The sequence below is a fragment of the Bacillus sp. FSL P4-0334 genome (genome assembly GCF_038004825.1).
GTDB classification, from domain to species: domain Bacteria; phylum Bacillota; class Bacilli; order Bacillales; family Bacillaceae; genus Bacillus; species Bacillus velezensis.
Genome location: NZ_JBBORX010000001.1, coordinates 2,965,610 through 2,982,734 on the forward strand (window position 1 = coordinate 2,965,610; position 17,125 = coordinate 2,982,734).

At 34.9% G+C, this 17,125-nt stretch carries 14 protein-coding genes and 3 pseudogenes; 5 read left to right on the forward strand and 12 right to left on the reverse strand.

Features of this window, described 5'->3' with window-relative positions; genetic code table 11:
- The 12 genes and pseudogenes from NSQ37_RS14860 to NSQ37_RS14915 all read right to left on the reverse strand — a co-directional run bounded on the left by NSQ37_RS14860 (position 1) and on the right by NSQ37_RS14915 (position 10,353).
- Positions 1 to 930, reverse strand: coding sequence for a hypothetical protein (locus tag NSQ37_RS14860; protein ID WP_201741784.1), 930 nt, complete (start codon positions 928 to 930; stop codon positions 1 to 3).
- A gap of 103 nt (positions 931 to 1,033) precedes the next feature.
- Positions 1,034 to 1,564: a hypothetical protein gene (locus tag NSQ37_RS14865; RefSeq protein WP_160182812.1), complete on the reverse strand. Its 531-nt coding sequence runs from the start codon at positions 1,562 to 1,564 to the stop codon at positions 1,034 to 1,036.
- Between the two features lie 30 nt (positions 1,565 to 1,594).
- Positions 1,595 to 1,792, reverse strand: coding sequence for a hypothetical protein (locus NSQ37_RS14870; protein WP_160182811.1), 198 nt, complete (start codon positions 1,790 to 1,792; stop codon positions 1,595 to 1,597).
- 38 nt (positions 1,793 to 1,830) lie between these two features.
- Entirely contained in the window at positions 1,831 to 2,286 is a 456-nt protein-coding gene (locus NSQ37_RS14875) for a hypothetical protein (RefSeq protein ID WP_341123974.1), read from the reverse strand.
- Positions 2,258 to 3,499 (reverse strand): metallophosphoesterase family protein, encoded by a 1,242-nt coding sequence (locus NSQ37_RS14880; RefSeq protein ID WP_341123975.1) that lies wholly within the window; start codon positions 3,497 to 3,499, stop codon positions 2,258 to 2,260. The genes NSQ37_RS14875 and NSQ37_RS14880 overlap by 29 nt, the downstream gene beginning before the upstream one ends.
- An 11-nt stretch (positions 3,500 to 3,510) precedes the next feature.
- Complete coding sequence (locus NSQ37_RS14885) at positions 3,511 to 3,696, reverse strand: YonK family protein (RefSeq protein ID WP_019712268.1); 186 nt, start codon at positions 3,694 to 3,696, stop codon at positions 3,511 to 3,513.
- A 1,020-nt stretch (positions 3,697 to 4,716) separates the two neighbouring features.
- A pseudogene (locus NSQ37_RS14890) lies at positions 4,717 to 4,871 on the reverse strand (hypothetical protein); the annotation flags it as partial.
- Positions 4,872 to 5,481: 610 nt separating this feature from the next.
- Positions 5,482 to 5,757, reverse strand: a complete 276-nt coding sequence (locus NSQ37_RS14895) for an HU family DNA-binding protein (protein WP_341123976.1) — start codon at positions 5,755 to 5,757, stop codon at positions 5,482 to 5,484.
- Between the two features lie 251 nt (positions 5,758 to 6,008).
- Positions 6,009 to 6,662: pseudogene (locus tag NSQ37_RS14900) on the reverse strand (hypothetical protein); the annotation flags it as partial.
- A 203-nt stretch (positions 6,663 to 6,865) separates the two neighbouring features.
- A complete protein-coding gene (locus tag NSQ37_RS14905; protein WP_020954167.1) occupies positions 6,866 to 7,768 on the reverse strand; it encodes an NUMOD3 domain-containing DNA-binding protein in 903 nt (300 codons plus the stop codon).
- Positions 7,769 to 7,953: 185 nt separating this feature from the next.
- Positions 7,954 to 9,828 (reverse strand): annotated as a pseudogene (locus NSQ37_RS14910) (RNA dependent RNA polymerase); the annotation flags it as partial.
- A 294-nt stretch (positions 9,829 to 10,122) separates the two neighbouring features.
- Positions 10,123 to 10,353 (reverse strand): helix-turn-helix transcriptional regulator, encoded by a 231-nt coding sequence (locus tag NSQ37_RS14915; protein ID WP_014472522.1) that lies wholly within the window; start codon positions 10,351 to 10,353, stop codon positions 10,123 to 10,125.
- A 202-nt stretch (positions 10,354 to 10,555) separates the two neighbouring features.
- Here NSQ37_RS14915 and NSQ37_RS14920 point away from each other — a divergent pair, with 202 nt between their 5' ends.
- The 5 genes from NSQ37_RS14920 (at position 10,556) to NSQ37_RS14940 (ending at position 17,087) form a co-directional block, all read left to right on the forward strand.
- Complete coding sequence (locus tag NSQ37_RS14920; protein ID WP_122504336.1) at positions 10,556 to 10,855, forward strand: hypothetical protein; 300 nt, start codon at positions 10,556 to 10,558, stop codon at positions 10,853 to 10,855.
- A complete protein-coding gene (locus tag NSQ37_RS14925; RefSeq protein WP_341123977.1) occupies positions 10,855 to 11,967 on the forward strand; it encodes a cell division protein FtsZ in 1,113 nt (370 codons plus the stop codon). Before NSQ37_RS14920 ends, NSQ37_RS14925 begins: the two co-directional genes overlap by 1 nt.
- A gap of 965 nt (positions 11,968 to 12,932) precedes the next feature.
- On the forward strand, positions 12,933 to 13,133 hold the full coding sequence (gene yonT / locus NSQ37_RS14930; RefSeq protein WP_122504334.1) for a type I TA system toxin YonT: 201 nt from the start codon (positions 12,933 to 12,935) through the stop codon (positions 13,131 to 13,133).
- 523 nt (positions 13,134 to 13,656) lie between these two features.
- On the forward strand, positions 13,657 to 14,889 hold the full coding sequence (locus NSQ37_RS14935; protein ID WP_218791672.1) for a hypothetical protein: 1,233 nt from the start codon (positions 13,657 to 13,659) through the stop codon (positions 14,887 to 14,889).
- Positions 14,890 to 15,215: 326 nt separating this feature from the next.
- Positions 15,216 to 17,087: an LPD29 domain-containing protein gene (locus NSQ37_RS14940; protein ID WP_341123978.1), complete on the forward strand. Its 1,872-nt coding sequence runs from the start codon at positions 15,216 to 15,218 to the stop codon at positions 17,085 to 17,087.
- Positions 17,088 to 17,125: the final 38 nt, after the last annotated feature.

Below are 17,125 nucleotides of genomic sequence, written 5' to 3' on the forward strand. Positions count from 1 at the left end.
TTATAACTCCCTCATGGAAGGATCATTATCTAATTCTTGTTTCTCATAATCAGCTCTCCGTTCTTCATAAAAGTTGTAGATATCTTTATAATCAGCCGCAGGAAGACCTTTTAAGTCCCGAACATAATTCAAATAACACCATAGAACAACATCTGGTTTATCTTTTGGTTGAGAAACAAACTTCGGTAAGATAGGGATAATGTCAACTTTCTCTTCAACCATTCTGGCCAATTGACCAAATCCATCTAGACCTTGCGATAAATCAGCTTTACTCATTTGAGAAGGTTTTAATTTACCTGCTTCAGCTGTATCTTTTGCCATTGCAGCCCAGTCTTTAGCCTGTTTGAAATCTCCTTTTGCTTTTGCAAGTGTCTCGTATACTTTATTTACACAGTATTCTCGCAAGCACTCTTCATGCATTGTGGTAAGTAACTGAAAAGAGGGTTTGAGTTGAAGGAATTTCTTTTCGAAAAGGAGATAGTCGTCATCGGGGTAACCATATCCGTAATTTTCTTTAAGTTTCTCTAGATAATCTGAATCAATATTTTGCGTGGTTTGTTTCTCTTCTTCATTTGTTGTAACGTTTTTAATTTCTTCTTTTACAAATATACTGTCTTTCCAACCAGTCCCGTTAAATTGCTTTAATGAATTAGCCATAGTCATATAAGCGCTAAATGTATCAGTTTTTCTCTTTTCAGCTTGATCCCAATACAACGGATCAAATTTAACATCAATCTGTTGTAAGACTGTATATATTGATTCAATATTGTTATAATCAATGTTTTTCTTCAAGCAAGTCTTGCAAATAGGGACTTTTCCTGTCTTCTCATACAGGCTACTTCGTGAATTGTAGAACCCTGACTCTTTGTCCTTTTCTTTTTGACAAGCAGCACAGATCAATTTTTCCTTTTCTTTGGCTTTTCTAGGCATTCATTCACCTCCATGTTATTGTCCAAAACACATTTTATAAAACGCCCAGCAATAAAGAGGAAGGGGGTTACCTCAATCATCACTGGGCGTTCTAAAAAGGCGCTTAAACTAAAGAAGAGAGGACATCGTCATGATAAAATCCCCCCTTAATTTCAACGTCCAGCTCTTTAATCGTTTTTAGTTGCTCTTTGGTAACAGTGCTATCAATATATACACCATTCGCTAAGCGTCTGCCTAATATACGATTGGCCGGAATAACAACGCAACCTATACCTTTTTCTTCTCCAAGTTGTTTATAAATATTTTCTTCAGTATTCGTACCTACAATTACAGGAATATTGTTTTGTTGTGATAAAGTCATAAGGAAAGTTGTTTTTCCTTTACCGCGGTCAGCAGTGTCTACGAAAACAAGTTTTGGGGCTTTTTTGTGAAATCTACTTTGTAAATCTTTATCAACGTTTTCTATCATTGTCCATTTTCTATCTGATGGAAAAAATAATTCTCTTTCAAATAGATTTTTATGCAAGCAGCGTAAAACCTGACTGATTTCCTGATCACACTTGTGGCCAGCTTCTCTAAGTCTTATCAATGTTGCTAAATGTCTATTAAGGTAATCAAACCCTATTTTCTTCATTCTCATCAATCCTCATCGCATTATTTATTTTTAATAGTTTGTCAAAACAGTCTCTTTAACTTCATCTTTAGTTAAGTGACTAAATTTGTCCCAATCTTTTTCACGAATATTAAAGTTGAATTTACTGAGCAAAAGCTTTACATCCTCAACTGTTTTAACTTTGTCAAAGTCAATTTCTCTGTATTTGATTTTTTCCGAACGTGCAACTGAAGGCATAATTATACTCATAAAAATCTCCCTTTGGTTTGGATAAAATTAAAGTTTTATCAATAGTGAATCTTGAAGAATTCGTTATCTAATGGGTTTACTTTAAAAATCAAATCTAAACCTGATACTTCTCCACTAACACCTTTAAGTTCTGCTCTAGAAATAATTTCGACATTGTTAAATTCTAAAGTAACTTTGTGTGATTTTGTTGTTTCAATATGGCGACCAATTGTTTCAGCTAATAATTTGAATTCAGAGCGAGGAGTTTCTTTTAAAACTGAAATATATTGTTTCTTCCCTAACTTTGATTCAAAGGAGGTAGGAGCTTTATATTCACCTAAAAATTTAAGTACATCAAAGTTTAGCAGAGCATTCTTTGCAAAAATCAAATACGTTTCATGTTCATCGCTATAAAAGATTTCAATATCTTGAAGAGTTGTTAAATCAATTAAAGACTCTTCAGTTTTTTTATCATACAAATGAAGGTTATACACTTCGTGCATTGCTAAGTCCACGTATATTTCCTCCCTGATTATCATTTTTAAAGCGAATTATGTATGTAGCCTCAATACCTGCATCATCAAAAACCATAAATTTTTGAGAAGGTTTTGTGCCAAACCTACCTTGCATAGCATAATCATCCGCACCGACAAGCGCTCCATTTACTACAACTGTTGTGCTGCCGTACTCTTTTTCATAATTGTGATGAATATGACCACCAAATATGTAAGAGGGGATGTATCCAAGTAATTGAGGAAGTCGTGTAACACATTGGTCAACACGATCATAATGACCATGGACAAAAACAACTTCTTGATTGTTGATCCTAGCGGGGATAAAACCATCTTGTTCTGGTTCAACAGAGACATTCTTAATATCTCTCAATCTAGCTTCAAGATACCAATTGATAAGGTACTCAAAGTTTTCTTTAATGCCAACATCATTTTTAGAAGGGGAGAGGCGACCATGATTACCAGCTACATTATAAAATTTTACTTCCTGGAATTCACTCGCCAACATAGCTAAAACTTCAGCAAGTGTTTCCGATACATACTTAATTTGTTCAACAGCATCTTCATTAGCTTGGACTCTTGTAGAGACATGAATAAGCCCGCCAATTAAATCGCCGAGATTAGCAACATGCAAAGTAGAAACATGATTTTGCTTACCATACTCAATCACTTTGTTGGTGAGGTGTTCTACACGCTCATTGAAGATTTCTTTGTTGAATTTATTAATGCGGTTGTCGATTTCCATTCCGAAGTGCCAGTCACTGAATAGAGCAAGTCCATGTTTTTCAGTAATAGCAGGTGATGGGAAGGTGAAGCGAAGGGGTCTTTTTGACTCTAGAGATGCAATAGCTTGAACAACATCATCTTTAATTTGTTCAAACCGTGCTTGATTGGCAATGAATTTCCGGAATTCTCTTTTTTGATCTCGTGCTTTGATTGTTTGTTTTTCGGATTCAATACGAATTTTTTCATGCTTTTGTTGAACTTCTTTGTTCATATTCTTTGAGATAAAGTAATCGTGCCAACGCTCAAATTGTTTAAAGTCTTTACGCCATTTACTTTCATCATAGTTGGTTCCCTGATCCTTGTTTAAAAGGGCAGCAATTGTTTTTGTGTCAATGTGATAAGTGTCTTTGTTTTTGAAAAGTCTAATATGATAATCAGTAAATGATTCGTCTTTTTCTCGTTGTAAAACAGGATCTAAAATAGCTGTCATTCAGTCACCGCCTACTCATTGATTTGTGGAAGTTCGTCTTCTTCGGTAATAGAAATTTTTACTTTCCGACCGTCAAATGATTTTAAAATAGAATTCAGATCATAACGCTCGATGTCTGTTTTTGTTTCTTCTTCAATAATTCCATCAATATAAGTATAGTTACCTTTTAAATTTACTGTATGAACTTTCTTAGCCAAATTAAATTCCTCCAATATGTGTTTTTTTACGTTCAATAAGCTCCTTCGGAAGCCCGATGATCCGAAGCATCGGTAACGTCCGAAAAGGGGATATAAAGGAGATGAAAAGATAGGTCGGATAGGCGTTGGGGAAACGCCCGAAGGAGATTATTGATTACTTGCGTACCGGAAGGCTCGTAAGCACATCCTGGCTGATGGGTAAAGTAAAACGCAAGCACAAAAAGACCTTCTAACGATTTAGACGGTCTCGTTCTGATTACATTCTAACCCCATCTTACCTACATCAGTAGCTCACGTAGGTAACGCAAGCCTTCGGATCGACAGGGAATACGCTGATTACGGGTTCAGCGATTGAAACCTTTGTAGTCGACAAACTATAAGTAAGTCGAAAAAACAAAAGACGTCATAATGTCGTCTTCAGAACTCCTTGTGCATCATGGTACATGAACATAAAAGGCTAGTAATCGCTGTGCGAAATCCAGCTGGCTCCTTCTACACATGGCAGATGAGCTAATTCATTTAAGGACTGCGAATGAAGGAAATCAATCCTGCGTTATTGCCAACTACTCAATCAAAAATGGGTTAAGTAGTCGCCGAACAACCTCTGGATTCGCAGTGAAAAACTTGATTAGTAGCTGACTTTAGAAGGAATCCCAAAGCTAGACGTATCGAGGTATCTTTTGTGTCCTCCATGCGAGAATTAAATGGCTACTCTCGTTTCATATTCAAAAACAAATACACGAGAAGGAAAGACCCTAATAAGCCTTCTCAATGGCATTTTTTTATGCTCTTGTCGGGTTACACGCCGTATTGAGAAACAAAGCGTCTCAAACGCTCGCCATTTATTTTGCACAGTTTTCTCTGACCCGTGTAAGGAGGTATGTGCATGGGAAAGGTAAGTCTCCATTCAGAACATTGAAGGAGAAGTAGCGAATAAATAGTGAATATGTTGCTAAGTGAAATTGAAAAGGAAAGACCGAAAATAAACCTTTTCTGTGAAATGGGAGCGGTGATCAAACGCCCAAAAACCATTTCACTTATTTTACGAGTATAGAAGACTCGCTAACCGGAAAAATTTTGATGACCGCATAATAAGCATCAAAGCTTATAAGGGCATTATTTAAAGGGAAGCGAGACGCATCTGCCTTACCTAAGTGCAAGCCGAAGCAATACACCGCGATTAATATTCAGGTTATATGCCACCCATAATAAGACCCTGATGGGATTCAGTCGCAATTTATATTAATGCGCTAAGTCTTATCGGCATATTTAGCCCGATAATAGTCATTTATCTGTGTCTTTAAGATGCAGACATCCGAGCTAACCTCGAACCCTCATAAATGACCATTATCCGACTAACCACAATGACCAGTTGTAGTTGTAACGTCGAATTTAATGCTTTTGTTCGTATGAAAGTAGGGTAGACATGTTTAGAAAAGGCTTCATCCACGATGGGGCAATACCCCGCTAATATCCACTTATCCGAAACCCCGGCATCCCAAGTCCTCAAACAAATGAATATTAGCGGAGAACTGATATTCCACATATCAGTAATCAGCTTATTATTGACGACACCCCCATGCCATCAATAAAAGAACTCTAATTAATAAACCTGGAGATGAATGCGGGAGAGGATTTGCACCTCTCATGGATGACAATTCGCCAACTATTAGTCTTCTCTTGAAGGTTGGCCTCGAGATTCCCGAAGGTCGGTCATACCACCTCGATCTACGCGTTTACCTTTTTCGCCACCGCATTCTAGGGAAAAGGGAGGAAGATACTACATTAAGCTTTCACTGCGTCTTTTAGAGCTTTTGCAGCTTTGAAGGCAGGTGCCTTTGTAGCCGGAATATCAATTTCCTCACCCGATTGTGGATTTCTCCCTTTGCGAGCTGCACGTTCACGAACTTCAAATGTTCCCACTCCAGGAATCTTGATTGATTCACCTTTTGTTAGTGTATCAACGACCACATTAAAAACTGCTTCTACTTTAGGCGTAGCATCTTTCTTAGTAACTCCTAATTTTTCTGCAACTGCTCCAACAAATTCTGTTTTGTTCATGTTTTAATTCCTCCTAGTGATTTTCTTTATTTTTGTGTTAAAGTATAATTACGGTATCGTTTGTGCTCTTTCGAAAAATGGGAGATGTACTCACCCTTATATGTGGAAATTAGCTTTCTTTCTCCCTTATGGCGATTATCTCAAAAGGGGCTTTCAGACCAGTCATATCAAGGGTTCAAGGCGCTTTTTTCGTTAAACTTTTTCCGGTAAAATCGCTGTACCCCTTGGGGGAGTAAGGCTCAAGGCACTTTCTATTTCGTCATTTTTTTCTTGCTGTACTTTTTTTGCCTTATTCGATGGTTCTTTTTTTCAATTTCCAATGCACATCTAGTGCAATATTTTGATTTATTTGAGATTGACTTAAACATCTTTCCACAACTATAACAAGATTTAAATCTTTTTAGATTATTCTGTATGTTTTCCAATATTAGATCGCCAAAGCACTCCCATAATGTTGATTTAAATTTGCTTTTCTTTTTATATAGGTACTTTACTAAAATATCAGCAACATATTGCTCGTCTTCATGTATCTTCAGTAATCTGTCTTTGATAACCTTATAAACATAAAGTTTTTGTCCAGGCTTAATGTCTTCATCATTCATGAGCCATTTCTTGTTCTGGTCTAATCGTTTATATTCACGAATAATTGCATCGTCCAATTTAATATCCCTGTTCTTGAGCAGGAAGCGGTAATCAAATTTTCCTGCCACTGCTGCGAAATTAATTCGGTCAGAAGGGATAATGGAGTCTAACTTATTTACTGTGCTTTCATTAATTAACTCAACACTATGTTCTTCTTTATCCTTTGCATTGATAAAGAAGTGAGGCACTTTATTTTTTATGTAATCTTTAATTTTTTCATCAACATGATCAGGACGGGTCGGCATGAATAAGGTTTTTGCGAACTTTGATACCCTCGGTTTCCCGATATTTTATTAGGGAATAGACCATATCATCATCTGTGCTAGACAGATGGTCAGCGCTTCATAATAAGGAATTTCACCTTATTATTACTCCATAAAGGATGGTCGTTGCACCTTCATTTACAAGTGCTTCCCAGCATGATGTAAACGCTTGGCACAGGGTTTTCATATAATACATTCTACATTCATTTTACATTTTTATAGGTTCTTCCTTGTTTAATTCCATAGACAACATTGGGTTTTATGTTACACATTTTTGCAACATGGGGTGCTGATAACCCTTTTTTAAGAAGTTCTCTTATGCAAAATACTTCTTTTGAAGTAAGAGTGCTTTTCTTCTTGCTTTTGTATTTAAGAATAAAGTCGTCCCACCCAGTAACATGAATATGATTCCATACTTTACACTCTAATATTGATTTAACGATGGGGTAGGAAACACACATTGACTTTGATACTTCGAACATCTTTTCTCCATTAATCAATCGAACTTTTATCTCGTATGCTTTCGTTTCATTTATTTTTGAGGATTTATTTTTTGACCCTAAATGAGACTGACGCATCTTTAATCTAGATTCTGGCGAATGCCTTTTATTCATTCTAGATTGTAAAAGCTTTTCCTTATGCTGCGGAGAGAGCTTTCTGCCAATTCTCGCTTTACTCATTTTGGCTTTAGTCTCATCACTAAGCTTTCTTCCGGTGTTATTAATCCTATTCTTTTCCCCAATAATTCTTTTGGTGGAGTCAGACATCTTACAATTACTCTTGCCCTCTCCGCCGGTGGTCATGTTAAAGCCATTTAAATAGGCACCTAGTTCGTTTATGTAGTGAGTTTCTAATTCGTTCATATCTGAGTTTGGATCAACTGTTTGCAATACATGAAATTGGAAATCGTTTTCTCCATATTTATTCCAGGTATTCTGCAAATGTCGATTACAGTGCGAATTGTTTTTCAGCTTCCAAGTGTGATGCCAGTAACGCTTAATAAATTTCATCTTAGTTTTCCCCACATATATTAAGCCGGTGCTTATCTGCTCAATCTTATATATCCCGCTCAAATATTTATGCTCATCCTCATTTATAAACTTCACTTTGTCACCCCCTTGTTTTAAATATCATTGTTCAAAAATGTAAAATGTATTAATTAGAATTCCCCTGTTAGCACACTCATTGACGATCATTTCCTATCGCTACTTTTCGCTGAATGTACACCCTAGATTTCTAGGTTCACTGACTTTTCATCCGCATATCGCTATGCGACGCGACTATAAATTTAATCGATAGTAAAGTTATTTTCCATGCATAACCATTTGATTACGTCCAGATTTATATTGTCACTGTTCCATATCTTAGTGATGTTGTTGCTGTATTCCCCGATATTGATCCCATAAGCAAGAGTTAGTGCTTCATATATGTTCCTGCTATTAATCTCTTGTTTCTGTGCTACTGACATTTCATAATACAAAGGAACGATGTTCTCCATATTACGCTTGGCAATATTGACGATTAACTCATCAGAAATAATTAAGGCCTTATCCCCGTCATTGTCAAACTGCAGCAACTTAGATATCGGATCATGAATGCTTGTGTAAACACCTGGGGTAATAAACCACTTTTCATATTCCTCATCTTTTTTGTTCCACCTAACACCATGCTCTCTGAATAGGTGAGGGGAGCGGAGGATGTCAATATACCCTTCATCATATAAAGAACAATGGACATCATTTCCTGAAAGTAGTCCTTTTGGATTCTGGATATTCAGAAATAATTTTTCGCAGAAAGCATACAGATCAGGACATAAATATGTATAACGAGCACCATCCACAAGCAATTTTCCTGATTTGGCATCTTTAATCATGCTTTTCTTTTTATTTTTAATAATTTCTTTCGTGTGATCATCGTTAAGAAGTTCTGGATATAGAAGTAAAGCGTCCTGAAGAGCTGTCCGATGTTTCTTTTTCTCCGTAGCTCCAAGAACTCTTAACATGGTCTCTTTATCAGTTCCCAATGTGGTTATCTCTTTTACAGTCTTTGAGCTCATTTGAATTAATTCTTCATCGGAGATATCTGTAAGTGTCTGGAGCATTTGATAAGTAAGCTTTCCTTCAACAGAAGGATCTTCTGCGTTGAGTTTTGCCCCTAAGCATCCATATTTTTTATAATTGCCTTGATATTCTTCCCACGATGAATAATACTTCCACATTTTAAACTGACTTTTAGTGAAGATAATTTGAACATCATCTTTCACTACGTCCCATTCCTTGCCGTATATATCAGTTACTTTAAAAGCTTTGTTTTCCTCAGCAAATTTACGAAAATCAAAAGGGACTAATAAACCCTTTACCCACGGGAGCCTTACCATGAAGCTTTTACGACTTAGAGTGGGGAGTATCATTCCGCAGCCATCTGTATGCTCAATGGGAATGTTCATTGTTTTTCGTGTGATTTCGTAGGTGTCTCGGTCAATATAGTCAACAAGGCTTGATACATCAGTTTCTAAGTCGTTGACAACAATAGCTTTATCAATATCAATCTCCCAAGGGCTACTGGCGCTGTTAGATAAGGCCATATAGCTATTCCATTTGTTAATGCTGCTACCACCAAGGGAGTTGATCTTTTCAATGCTCAAGCCGCATGTCAAAGCATCCTGATACTTATCGTAAGTACTTTTTTTAATGAAACATGACTTCTTTGTACGAATTTGACCGGCGCTGCTCGTGAAATAAACGTATTTTTCATTGTTATGTAAAAATCCTTGATCAATAATGTCCTTCAATACTTCAAAATGATAAGTTTGTACAACCATGATTTCCTCTGACAAGGTGTTTTCTTTAATCCCTAATGTACGGGTCAACACTGAATCAAATAAAGAAATTACTTTATTATCCCTTAAACTGTCAGTTCGAAGTGTTCTTATGTCATTATGTTCTTCGAATGCAGAATAGAGGCACTCTTTAAGATATGTAATTCTATGTGATATGTATTTCTTATGTTTATTATTTACATTGTCTAATGTTTTAAGATAATCTCTGAATCTATAAGACTTCAAAATCTTATTATGTAATGAATTTTCTTTGTCATTATAAAATGCTGATGTGTCTACGCTGTATATGTGAACTTGCTTAGACAATCCATCTTTTTTTCTTTTCAATCAATCCCCTCCATTCAATACTTATATTTTATTTTTAATATTAATAATCACTCCTTAAATATTTATAAACCAGTCTTTTATATGTAATCGATTCTTTATCAATAGTACCGAAGAGTTTGAAGTCCTCATAAAGCTCACATTCGCTTTGTGTAGCCCAATCATTTTGCACAATTGATTCTAGAAATTCAATTACGTGAGTAGTCATGTATGTTTTCCGCATATCGCACCTCCTTGTTCTTGTTTATATTATATACTTATATTTTATTTTTGTCTATGGTTTTCTGAGCCGAAAAATTACTTCAGCTCAATAAGTTCAAAAATTTCTTTGATGTCGCAATCCAAGACTTTTGAAATGACAAGAGCATATGAAAGTGAAGGGGTATACTTACAGAAACCACTCTCATCATTTTTAGACCATCTAGAAATCTGCTGTTTTGTTACACCGGTTTTTTCTGCAAGCCAAACTTTTTGAATACCTCGTTCTTTTAAATAAGGTTCTAAATTGGTTTTTATTTTGTATTTCAATAATAACCATCCTTTCTTATTTAAAAGATACAACACTAATACCTTCATCTCAATCGAGTTATTGATTTTTTAAATGTAATGTTCTTTTTGTAAGCATTAATGATTACAATAGTTGCAGAAAATGATTACTTCGGATATTATCATATTGGGTAATCTTTTATCCAGAAATATCAAGCCTGATCATTTTGTGGAGGGAGTAATTTTGGGGAATTATTTTGAGTTGATAACTTCAAACCTAAATTTTGATGACTTGTCAATTTTGACTTTTCTTTCGGAAAGGGGAGCAGACATTAAAGTTAAAGCAATTTCCAAAATTGAAATCAAAGATATAGCTATTGAAGCAGGTACGCCTTTGACAGAAGCAGCTTTAAGAAAGTCATTATATCGGCTTGAAGCTCTTATGTTTATAAAAATTGTGGCTGGGGCTAGATCCCACAAAGTAATGTTAACTGATTACGGATACGAAGCTTTGAGATATCAATTAGAAGGGGAGAGGGTTTAATGTTTGGATTTATTGGAGTAGGTCAGGCCGGTGGAAGTGTTGCAGATGAAGCAATGAAGAGAGGATTTCATTCTGTTGCAATAAATTATTCACTTTCAGACCTTAATTCATTGGTTAATGTCCAGGATAAGCTTCATCTGGTTGGAACAGAAGGAGTTGGCAAAGAAAGAAGTGTAGCAGCGAAACATATGAAAAACAACTGGGAATCTTCTATTGAGTTTATAAAGAACACAATGGAAAAGCCTTCAGTTCAAGTAATTTTTGTTGTTTTCTCTGCAGCTGGTGGAACCGGTTCAGGGGTAGCTCCTATATTATTAGAATTGTTAAACGAATGTCTTACACATAAAACAATAGTGGCTGTACCAATCCTTCCTGACAATAATGAGGTATTGGTTAACCAGATGAATTCACTGGAGCTACTTGATGACTTATCTATGCCAGAAACATGTGTTTTACCTTTGGATAATCAAATGGTTTTGAGCAAATATGAAGGGAGGATTGCTGAGAGCAGGCTGTTCAAAGAGACAAACAAGATGTTCCTTGATCTAATTGAAGCCTTGCTCAATTACACAGACAGAGGATCAAAAATCAGCACTTTAGACAGGAAGGATTTAAATCAGCTTTTTGATACACCAGGAATCATGACTATTGCTCAAACAGACCTCACTGAATTTACAAATGAGGGTAAGTATTTTGATAAGCTGCATGAAGATATACAGAAATCATGGAACAATTCGATATTCACTCCAGTTGAGTTTACAAATGTGATGAGAGCTGGAGTTATTCTGGATGTTCATGAATTCTTAACAGAGCATATTTCGTATAATGAGCTGTTTAATGTCTTTGATAACAAGATGCCCCTAGATTTATTTAAAGGACATTATGATAAAGGTAATAGGGCGATAACGATCCTTAGTGGATTAAACTGGATCAATGAACGGATGAAACAATTAGATGATCTAATTGAAAATGGAAACACTGAAGTTAAAGAAACAACTGTTTATAAAGCTAGGAATCGACGTAGAGAGGATTTATTTAAACCGAAGAAACTGGAGAACAAAGAATCGAAAAAGACCTCGTATATGGAGGCACTGAAGAGACTAAAGCGCTAATTTTAAAGGAGGCTGCCTACTAAGGTGGCTTTTTTATTTTGATTTAAAATGACCCCTCTGACGATCGTGAGCTAAAAAAGTGCTTATCGTAAATGAAGATCGGAAAGGGTTATTCCGTTGATATAGCAATGATTTAGAGCTGTCCAAGGGGATACTAGGTGTTTTGTGATCGTGAAACGTAGGCAGGAGAGAGGAAAAGTGGTCGTTGAGTTAAAAATCTGATGAAAAAGGGGAGAATGAGGGGTGGAAAAACATTGATATTATAGGCTTTTACGATAGCGATTACGATGCGAAAATAGGCTGAAAAATGGGGAAGTGAAAAAATAAGTTGGGTGTGGAAATGGAAGTGCTAGGGGTACATTTGTTCCTATATTTTGGCCTTTAGATGTTAATATACCCCCCATATATTGGTAATGTAATGCGCATATAATATCCGTTATACCTGCATTTGAGGATTTCGGCTGTTAAACTGAGGCTTTACCACGATTGCAAACGAAAAACAATATTTATTTTGAAAAATCAAATAAGAGTATATTTTAAATATGAATAATCATTCATCAAAAATAATCGTGTGTATAACGAGAGGGAGCAAATCGAAGTCTTATTTTATTTATTCTTCATCCATTTTACCTTAACTTTATCCTTAACACTTACCATTTGCCTATTTCTCATCTAACCTATATCGTACCTATCCATTACCGCACATCATGCTATATCATTCCTTACCTTATCACCATAGTAATTCACAGACATCTCTTCAGAAGCATTCTAATACCTTTCTCAGCCTTCTTATCTCCAATCTCATACCATAAGTCTGTTTAACTCCACATCCTCATATACGCAATTATAATGGACAATACACTATCCACTAACACGATATAAAAAATAAAAAATAAGTATAATAATTGTATACATTTAGTTTGGAAAATGTTATAATAGATACATAGGGAAAGGAGGTGTACATAGTGCTTGAGAAAGTGGGTATAGCAATTGCTTTTCTTATTCCTATCACGGTTTTAATCATCAACTGTTTAACAATAGTTGAGAAATTCCAAAACATAAAGAAGAATAAGAAAAGCAAAAAGGAGAAAGAGATAGACAAAAAAATAAAGCGTATACGCAAGCGACTCCGACCAAAGAGAAAACGCAAACGTACACGCAAATAACATCTCTAAAGGGGAAATTAATCCCCTTTAGTTGCTACCCATATTATAACATGATCAAGCACTTTGTAAACATGAAACGATTCTCATTGTGGTTTACGAACATTACATTTGTTGTTTTATTCTTATTGTTCCTCCTCATCAAAGATTACTTCAGCAGCGGAATACAGTCGCTTATCACGATTGTCTTTATAGTAACATGTGTTATCATCGTTTTGTTATGGATCATTTACTTTGCTTTACGCGGAAAGAATGTAGACAAGTCTAACTAAACATCACACTATATGGTGCTTATTTGAGATGAGCGGGACAAATAAATGGACTGTCACAAATGAACCTGGAGAAATTGCATCTATGTTGCCATTGTAAACAAGTGATCAACAGTGCAATAATGATTCATTTTCTAGGCTGGAAGGATACTTTAATGATCTTGAAGAGAGAACTAACTATTGAATTTAAGGCATGAGAAGGAGCGGTAAAATGTTTATCGTTCCTTTTTTAAAAAGAAAATATAAGGGGATAAAATTTGAAAAAGATTAAAGTGATTGATTCCATTATGGGATCTGGTAAAACAACATACATTATTAAAATGATGAATGAGGCACCGAAAGATGAACACTTCATTTTCATCACACCTTATCTTGACGAGGTAACAAGGATAAAGCGGTCATGCATCAGTAGAAAGTTTTACGAACCGAAAATACATAGTGAGGAGGGTGAAACACTCTATAAACTGGACTCATTGCACAAACATTTAGCGGAAAACAATGACATTGTGACAACTCATGCTTTGTTCAGTATGGCTAATGAAACAACTAAAGAATTGATTTATTCGGGGAATTATACACTCGTACTTGATGAAACAATGGAAGTAGTAAAGAAATTAAATATATCTAAAGATGATTTAGATATGTTGTTTCAAAATGAATGGATTAAGAATCAAAACGGCATAATCATATGGAATGATGATCAAGAAAAGAATCTTAATAGGGAGTATAGAGGAGAATTCCAAACGCTTAAGCAGTTAGCCAAGAGTAATAACTTAATTCTGCACAATGATTCCGTACTTTTTTGGCAATTCCCAGTCGACATTTTTACTCAATTTAAGCAAGTATACAACCTTACATATTTGTTTGATGCGCAGATACAGAAATATTATTATGATATTCATGGAATTGAATATGAACTTTATGCCGTAGTTAAAGACAATCACAGCTACAAATTGATGCAACACAATAAACAGTTTGATAAAGCAAAGAAGGATAAACTAAAGAATAAAATTAGAATATATGAAGGTGATTTAAATAAAATCGGTGATGACTATTACGCGTTATCAAAAACGTGGTTTGAAAAACGGTCAGTGTTACATAAAAGACTAAAGAATAACATACTTAATTATTATCAAAACATCATTAAATCAAAGTCTAAGGACAATCTATGGACAACGTTTAAATCACATAAGAGCAAGCTAAGTGGTAAAGGATATACAAAAGGGTTTTTAGCCTGTAACATCAAGGCAACAAATGAGTACAGCCATAAGAAAACATTAGTTTATTCAATAAATAGGTTTGTCAATCCTGCAATTGATGATTACTTTAGATCTAAGGGAATTGATATTAACGAAGATAATTTTGCACTTTCTGAAATGATTCAATGGATTTGGAGATCAGCAATTAGAAATGGTCAAAATATCGATATTTATGTTCCTTCATCAAGAATGAGAAAGCTGTTAAAAGATTGGCTTGAAAACAAGATATGAATAAGGCGTATGAAAAAAAAAGCAATAAATCGTTTTTGAAACCCTTGATACGTAAGGGTTTGAAGGGGGTCTTTCGTAGAAGAAAAGAGGTAAATAATTTAATAAATAAAATAAGAGAATGGGGGTGCTGATAATTGTTCAAAACGGTTCGTTCCTCACCTGAACAATTTTTGCTCACACCACCCCCAAACCCCCTCATGAGCAACCATGTTTAATAATATAAAAATAAAAAATAAGTATTAAATATGTTGATTTATTAAAGTGATCAAGGTATAATGAAATTAACAAATATAAAAAATATGCATTTTGAAATGGAGAGATTGAAAATGACAGCTGTTTTAAGAATTAATGAAGAGTTAAACGGAATTGAACTTTATTTTGATAGTAAACCAGAACAAGAGGTTTTAACTCATCTTAAATCAAACGGTTTTCGATACTCTGGATTCAAAAAATGTTGGTGGAGCAAACGGACAGAAAAATCAATGCAGGTTGCTAACGGTGTTACTAAACAAGAAATCTCATCTTCTAAAACAATCACTAAAAACAAAAAGAAAGCTAAGGGTGTAAAAATGAGTCTGTGGGATGCAACACAATGGAGTGAATTAGAAGTAAATAAGGAACAAGAAGTAAAAGAAATGGCAAAGGAAATAAGAAAGCATTTGAGACAACGTTTCCCACAATGCAAATTCTCTGTTACTACTGGGGGAAGCTATTTACATAGCACTATTAACATCAAAATCAAATCAAGTCCTTATGAAAAAGGCTCAGCTTATTTGACTGCGATTTATGATTACTGCAACAGTCTTTTAAACAATTATCGCCATTGCTACAGCCCAGCAGATCCATACACTGATTACGCAGGCAGTTACAACTTTTATGGCCATGTTTCATTAGACTGGGAATACATAGTGACAGAACAAACAGAAGAAATTAAAGAAGATATGACACTGTTTGATTCAAAGATGGAAGAATTCGAAGAAGCCGAGAAAGCGAGAAAAGAAAAAGAACTTCAGGAATATTTAAAAGAGCAAGAGCTCAAAAATGCTGAATATAAGAGACAGCAACAAGAAGAAAAGAAACAAGTCGAAAATATCTATAGTAGCATTGTAGTAAAACAATTGAACGAAGATCAGCAGTATTTTGTTATTGATGCACAGTTTGCCAACTTAAACAAACATCAAACACTTGATCAATATGAAGACGAGGTTACTAAAGGTGACTACAGACTTGAAAATGTAAAAATTACAAAAGAAGTGCATTTCAATACCGGAGAAGCGTTAAACAACTTTTCTAACATGCTTTTAAATGATTTTGATTTTCTTGCGGAAACCGGTGGAAGCTTTACGGAAGACAACAGAATCAACTCTATGATTGATTATTACAATATGGACGATCTAGAAAAGAACACAGTCAAATGGAATTTATATGGCGTAGGAGTGTACTACGGCGGGAAATTACAATTTATTATAGACGCTCAAGGCCATTCTTATGCGAGATATGTTGGCTTAGTGGATAATGCCAAAATTGAAAAGTCAATTTCTCATAAGCAAGCGTTAAAAGAAGAAGAATTGCAGGAGTTAAAATATCAAGCGAGAAAAATAGAAGATCTTTCTAGCTCAGTCATTGAAGAATTAAATATATTTGCAACCTGGAACAATGAAGACTGGGACAAATATAAAACTTCACTCAAAGAAAAATTGAAATTGAATAATTTAAATTTAAGTAAAAATGTTATCCAACAAGCAGATACAGAAAAATTAAAAATTGCTTTATACAGAATTCACCATGAAGTTGACAGCATTCAAGAACAATTTAAAAATGCTGATCTTGAAAAAGGTGAAAAATATACTCTGTTTCACATATCTGATCTTGGATCTTTAATTACTGAAAGAATAACATATGACAGTTACGGGCCAACTAAATATGCCCAATATGATAATGCAGTCAAGTTGACATACCGGCCTGAAAATAAAAGAAATTTATATTACCGACACTTCTATTCAGAATTATTGATGTTCAAAGGATGGCACTCGCTGCCCGAAACAGTGTTGAATAATGTAGAGGTTAAACCAGATGGGACTAAAATAATTCACAGTAAGTACTACTCGTGTGACAAAAGACAATTTGACGAGGTTTTAAATTACTTAAATAAAAAAAGCTTCAAACCAATAATCAACACATATAAGCCTAATCTATAAATTAATGAGGGGATGGGAAAACATCTCATTCCTTAAAA